Annotated in this window: 6 protein-coding genes; all 6 read left to right on the plus strand. The window is 42.5% G+C overall.

All coding sequences use genetic code 11. The annotated features are described in order from the left end of the window. The coding region (gene pheT / locus BACCELL_RS19465) for a phenylalanine--tRNA ligase subunit beta (protein ID WP_007213738.1) at positions 1-1,450 on the plus strand (1,450 nt) is incomplete at its 5' end. Positions 1,451-1,495: 45 nt separating this feature from the next. Next, a complete protein-coding gene (locus tag BACCELL_RS19470; RefSeq protein ID WP_007213739.1) occupies positions 1,496-2,233 on the plus strand; it encodes a YebC/PmpR family DNA-binding transcriptional regulator in 738 nt (245 codons plus the stop codon). After that, positions 2,233-2,478 carry a TIGR03905 family TSCPD domain-containing protein gene (locus BACCELL_RS19475; RefSeq protein WP_007213740.1) on the plus strand — a complete coding sequence of 82 codons (246 nt, stop codon included), beginning with the start codon at positions 2,233-2,235 and terminating at the stop codon, positions 2,476-2,478. Before BACCELL_RS19470 ends, BACCELL_RS19475 begins: the two co-directional genes overlap by 1 nt. 130 nt (positions 2,479-2,608) lie before the next feature. Next, positions 2,609-3,871 carry an Nramp family divalent metal transporter gene (locus tag BACCELL_RS19480; RefSeq protein ID WP_007213741.1) on the plus strand — a complete coding sequence of 421 codons (1,263 nt, stop codon included), beginning with the start codon at positions 2,609-2,611 and terminating at the stop codon, positions 3,869-3,871. Next, the gene (locus BACCELL_RS19485) at positions 3,868-4,452 is read left to right on the plus strand and encodes a methylated-DNA--[protein]-cysteine S-methyltransferase (protein ID WP_007213742.1); all 585 of its coding nucleotides are present in this window, start codon (positions 3,868-3,870) and stop codon (positions 4,450-4,452) included. The genes BACCELL_RS19480 and BACCELL_RS19485 overlap by 4 nt, the downstream gene beginning before the upstream one ends. Before the next feature lie 19 nt (positions 4,453-4,471). Continuing rightward, on the plus strand, positions 4,472-5,236 hold the full coding sequence (locus BACCELL_RS19490; RefSeq protein WP_007213743.1) for an exodeoxyribonuclease III: 765 nt from the start codon (positions 4,472-4,474) through the stop codon (positions 5,234-5,236). Positions 5,237-5,388: the final 152 nt, after the last annotated feature.

A 5,388-nucleotide genomic window follows, 5' to 3' on the forward strand; every position in this document is an offset into this window, starting at 1 on the left:
GGAAACTACCAAAGATGTCTTCATTGAAAGCGCTTATTTCCATCCGACATGGGTTCGTAAGACAGCTCGTCGTCATGGACTGAATACAGATGCTTCTTTCCGCTTTGAAAGAGGTATTGACCCCAATATCACTATTTACTGTTTGAAATTGGCTGCCATAATGGTGAAAGAACTGGCTGGCGGTACTGTTTCTTCTGAAGTAAAGGATATTTGTGCTGCTCCTGCTCAGGATTTCATCGTAGAGTTATCTTATGAGAAGGTGCACTCGTTGGTAGGTAAAGTGATTCCGGTGGAGACAATCAAGAGCATTGTTACCAGTCTGGAGATGAAAATAACCAATGAGACGGCAGAAGGATTGACTTTGGCGGTTCCCCCTTATCGTGTAGACGTGCAACGCGATTGTGATGTTATTGAAGATATCCTCCGTATTTATGGATATAATAATGTAGAAATACCGTCTACGCTGAAGTCTAGCTTGACTACGAAGGGCGAACATGATAAGTCTAACAAATTGCAGAACCTGGTAGCTGAACAGTTGGTAGGTTGTGGTTTCAATGAGATTCTGAATAACTCTCTGACACGTGCCGGCTATTATGAAGGTATGGAAACTTATCCTTCTAAAAACCTGGTAATGCTACTGAATCCGTTGAGTACAGACCTGAATGCCATGCGTCAGACTTTGTTGTTCGGTGGATTGGAAAGTATCTCTCACAATGCTAACCGTAAGAATGCCGACTTGAAATTCTTCGAATTCGGAAATTGCTATTATTTCAATGAAGAAAAGAAGAACCCCGAAAAGTCATTGGCAGCTTATACTGAGAATTATCATCTCGGGTTGTGGGTAACGGGTAAAAAAGTATCCAATTCATGGGCGCATGCTGATGAAGAAAGTTCTGTATATGAGTTGAAGGCTTACGTAGAGAACATTTTCCTGCGTTTAGGGTTGAATATGAGAAATTTGGTTGTAGGTAATCTGACGGATGATATTTATGCTGCTGCCTTGTCTGTACAGACTAAGGGCGGAAAGCGTCTTGCTACATTCGGCATCGTAACGAAGAAGATTCTGAAAGCTTTCGACATTGACAATGAAGTATATTACGCTGACCTGAATTGGAAAGAGCTGATGAAAGCCATCCGTTCTGTAAAGATCAGCTATGCGGAAATTTCTAAATTCCCGGCTGTGAAGCGTGACCTTGCCTTGTTGGTTGACAAGAAGGTGCAGTTTGCTGAAATAGAGAAGATTGCTTATGAGACAGAGAAGAAATTGCTGAAAGATGTATCTCTCTTCGATGTTTATGAAGGTAAGAATCTGGAAGCCGGTAAAAAATCGTATGCAGTAAGCTTCTTGTTGCAGGATGAAAACCAGACACTGAACGATAAGATGATCGATAAGATCATGTCGAAACTCGTGAAGAATCTGGAAGATAAGTTGGATGCAAAACTTCGCTAATTGATAGTTAAACAATTAATAATTAAACATTAAAATATAATTCCAATGGGAAGAGCATTTGAATATAGAAAAGCTGCCAAATTGAAAAGATGGGGTCACATGGCAAAGACCTTTACAAGACTGGGTAAACAAATTGCTATTGCGGTAAAGGCTGGTGGCCCGGAACCGGAAAATAATCCGACTTTGCGTTCGGTTATCGCTACTTGTAAGCGTGAGAATATGCCGAAGGATAACATTGACCGTGCTATCAAGAATGCAATGGGTAAGGATCAGAGCGATTACAAAGGAATGACTTATGAAGGATACGGTCCTCACGGTATTGCTGTATTCGTAGATACGTTGACTGACAATACTACCCGTACAGTTGCCGATGTACGTTCCGTATTCAATAAGTTTGGCGGAAACTTGGGTACTATGGGATCATTAGCTTTCCTGTTCGACCATAAGTGTATGTTTACTTTCAAGAAGAAAGACGGCATAGATATGGAAGAACTCATTCTTGACCTGATTGACTACGATGTAGATGATGAGTTCGAAGAGGATGAAGAAGAAGGAACAATCACTATCTATGGCGATCCGAAGAGCTATGCAGCTATCCAGAAACATCTGGAAGAATGTGGTTTTGAGGATGTCGGTGGTGAATTTACTTATATTCCGAACGATACGAAAGAGGTGACTCCCGAGCAACGTGAAACTTTGGACAAGATGATAGAACGTCTCGAAGAGTTTGATGATGTGCAAACTGTTTATACCAACATGAAGCCGGAGGGTAGTGAAGAGTAATGAAGTATACTTATAAGACTCAAGGTACATGTAGTTCTCACATTGAATTGGAAATAGAAAATAATATAATAACGGATATTGCGTTTTGGGGAGGTTGTAACGGAAATTTGCAAGGTCTTTCCCGTCTGGTGAAAGGAATGTCGGTAAATGATGTGATTTCCCGTCTGGAAGGAGTACGTTGCGGAAGGCGTTCGACTTCTTGTCCGGATCAGTTGTGCCGGGCGCTACATGAAATGGGATTCTAACTAAATCCCTGTACTTTAAAAATATAGGTTGGCCCTCGGTGTTGTACAATGCCGGGGGCTTCTTTTTTGAACTGAAAGTGTGGCTCGCTTGTTATTATTTCGTAATTTTACGCCATTAAAAGAACGAACGATGAAAAATATTCTGAAAGACTTGAAACGCAGAGACCACAAGCGTTATTTAGGTGGTCTGGACGTTTTTAAATATATTGGTCCCGGGTTGCTTGTTACAGTTGGTTTTATTGATCCGGGAAACTGGGCTTCCAACTTTGCGGCGGGTTCCGAATTTGGGTATTCCCTGCTTTGGGTGGTAACTTTGTCAACGATCATGTTGATTGTATTGCAGCATAATGTGGCTCACTTGGGCATTGTTACAGGTTTGTGTTTATCTGAAGCAGCCACAAAATATACGCCAAAGTGGGTCTCACGTCCTATTTTGGGCACTGCGGTGTTGGCATCCATATCGACTTCCCTTGCCGAAATATTGGGAGGTGCAATTGCCTTGGAAATGCTTTTTGATATCCCTATTATATGGGGAGCTGTATTGACAACCGTCTTTGTCGTCATCATGCTTTTTACGAATTCGTATAAGAAGATAGAGCGTTCCATCATTGCCTTTGTTTCCGTTATCGGATTATCCTTTATTTATGAGTTGTTCCTGGTGAAGATTGACTGGCCGATGGCTGTGGAAGGATGGGTGACACCTGCCTTTCCGAAAGGGAGCATGCTGATTATTATGAGCGTGTTGGGAGCAGTGGTGATGCCGCATAACTTATTCCTGCATTCGGAGGTGATTCAGAGCCATGAATATAATAAGCAAGATGATAGTTCTATTCGTAAGGTTTTGAAGTATGAGTTGTTTGATACGCTCTTCTCTATGATTGTGGGATGGGCTATTAATAGTGCTATGATATTGCTGGCTGCTGCTACTTTCTTTAAGAGTGGTATTCAGGTTGAAGAGCTGCAACAGGCGAAGTCTTTGCTGGAGCCTTTGCTTGGAAACAGTGCCGCGGTTGTCTTTGCTCTGGCTTTGCTGATGGCGGGTATTTCATCTACCATTACAAGTGGCATGGCGGCGGGTTCTATCTTTGCCGGTATCTTCGGAGAATCCTATCACATCAAGGATAGTCACTCGCAGGTGGGTGTGATCCTTTCATTGGGTATCGCCTTGTTGCTGATATTCTTCATTGGCGATCCTTTTAAAGGACTGTTGATTTCTCAAATGGTGTTGAGTATACAGTTGCCTTTTACCGTTTTCCTGCAAGTCGGGTTGACATCTTCGCGTAAGGTAATGGGGCAGTATGTCAACAGTAAATGGAGCAGTTTCGTACTTTACGCTATTGCGGGTATCGTAACCGTCTTAAATATTATGTTATTAATATCTGAATTATCATGAAACAAGAACGTTTGAACAGCCGCTTTTTGAAAGTACTGCCCATGAGTGCAGAAGAATCTGGGAATGGAGGTCGCAATCTGAACATTGCCTACTCCTTTACTGAAACCCCTTTTGGGGAAATACTGATGGCTTCTACCTCTAAGGGAATCTGTTATCTGGCTTTTGTTACTGAAAGCCGGGATGCTGTATTGGATGAATTGAAGCATATCTTTCCGCATGCTGCCTACAGAGAGCACAGAGATGAACTTCAGCAAAAGACGGTTAATGCTGTCCTGTCTATAGATAAAGAGAATATTGATGTGTTGCCATTACATCTGAAAGGAACAGAATTTCAGCTGAGTGTATGGAAAGAGCTGCTGAATATTCCCTTGGGTGGTATTACCTCATACGGAAAAATAGCACAGAAATTGCAAAAGCCGAATGCCTGTCGTGCTGTTGGTTCCGCTGTGGGCGATAATCCTGTATCGGTACTTATACCCTGTCACCGGGTGTTGCGTACGGATGGTGGATTAGGAGGTTATCATTGGGGGCTGGAACGCAAGGTGAAACTTCTGGAATGGGAGAAAACTCTTAATAAATAAGATAAAAATAAACGATCATATGAAAATTATTACATATAATGTAAACGGGCTGCGTGCAGCTGTTAGTAAAGGTTTGCCGGAATGGCTGGAACAGGAACAAGCTGATGTGGTGTGCATTCAAGAAACTAAATTGCAGCCGGATCAATATCCGGAAGAAGCATTGAGTACATTGGGGTATAAACATTATCTCTATTCTGCGCAGAAGAAGGGGTATAGCGGGGTAGCCATCTTGACTAAAAAAGAGCCGGACCATGTGGAATATGGCATGGGAATAGAAGAATATGATAATGAAGGCCGTTTTATCCGTGCCGATTTTGGCGATATATCTGTCGTAAGTGTTTATCATCCTTCAGGAACGAGTGGTGACGAACGCCAGGCATTTAAGATGGTGTGGTTGGAGAAGTTCCAGGAGTACGTGACGGAACTGCGAAAATCACGTCCGAAACTTATACTTTGTGGAGACTATAATATCTGCCATGAACCGATAGATATTCATGATCCTATTCGCAACGCTACTAATAGTGGTTTCTTGCCCGAAGAACGGGAATGGATGACGCGTTTTCTGAATGCCGGTTTTATCGATACTTTCCGTTTGTTGCATCCCGAACAGCAGGAATATACGTGGTGGAGTTATCGTTTCAACTCCCGCGCAAAGAATAAAGGATGGCGTATTGATTATTGTATGGTGACCGAACCTGTTCGCCCGTTACTGAAAGAGGCGCGTATTCTGAATGATGCTGTACATTCTGATCATTGTCCCATGTTGTTGGATATAGAAGGCTAAAAAAGGGATAGGGTAATGTTTGAAGAAAGAATAGAGAAAGCGGTAGAGTTTTTTAAGAGTGGTTATAATTGCTCCCAGTCTGTGGTGCTTGCTTTTGCCGACATGTATGGATTTACGCAAGAACGGGCGGCGCGTATGGCAGCTTCCTTCGG

It is taken from the genome of Bacteroides cellulosilyticus DSM 14838, from assembly GCF_000158035.1.
GTDB lineage: Bacteria > Bacteroidota > Bacteroidia > Bacteroidales > Bacteroidaceae > Bacteroides > Bacteroides cellulosilyticus.

Coding starts and splice junctions, on each gene's coding strand:
- BACCELL_RS19470 (WP_007213739.1), top strand. CDS start 1,496: ATGGGAAGAGCATTTGAATATAGAAAAGCTGCCAAATTGAAAAGATGG.
- BACCELL_RS19475 (WP_007213740.1), top strand. CDS start 2,233: ATGAAGTATACTTATAAGACTCAAGGTACATGTAGTTCTCACATTGAA.
- BACCELL_RS19480 (WP_007213741.1), top strand. CDS start 2,609: ATGAAAAATATTCTGAAAGACTTGAAACGCAGAGACCACAAGCGTTAT.
- BACCELL_RS19485 (WP_007213742.1), top strand. CDS start 3,868: ATGAAACAAGAACGTTTGAACAGCCGCTTTTTGAAAGTACTGCCCATG.
- BACCELL_RS19490 (WP_007213743.1), top strand. CDS start 4,472: ATGAAAATTATTACATATAATGTAAACGGGCTGCGTGCAGCTGTTAGT.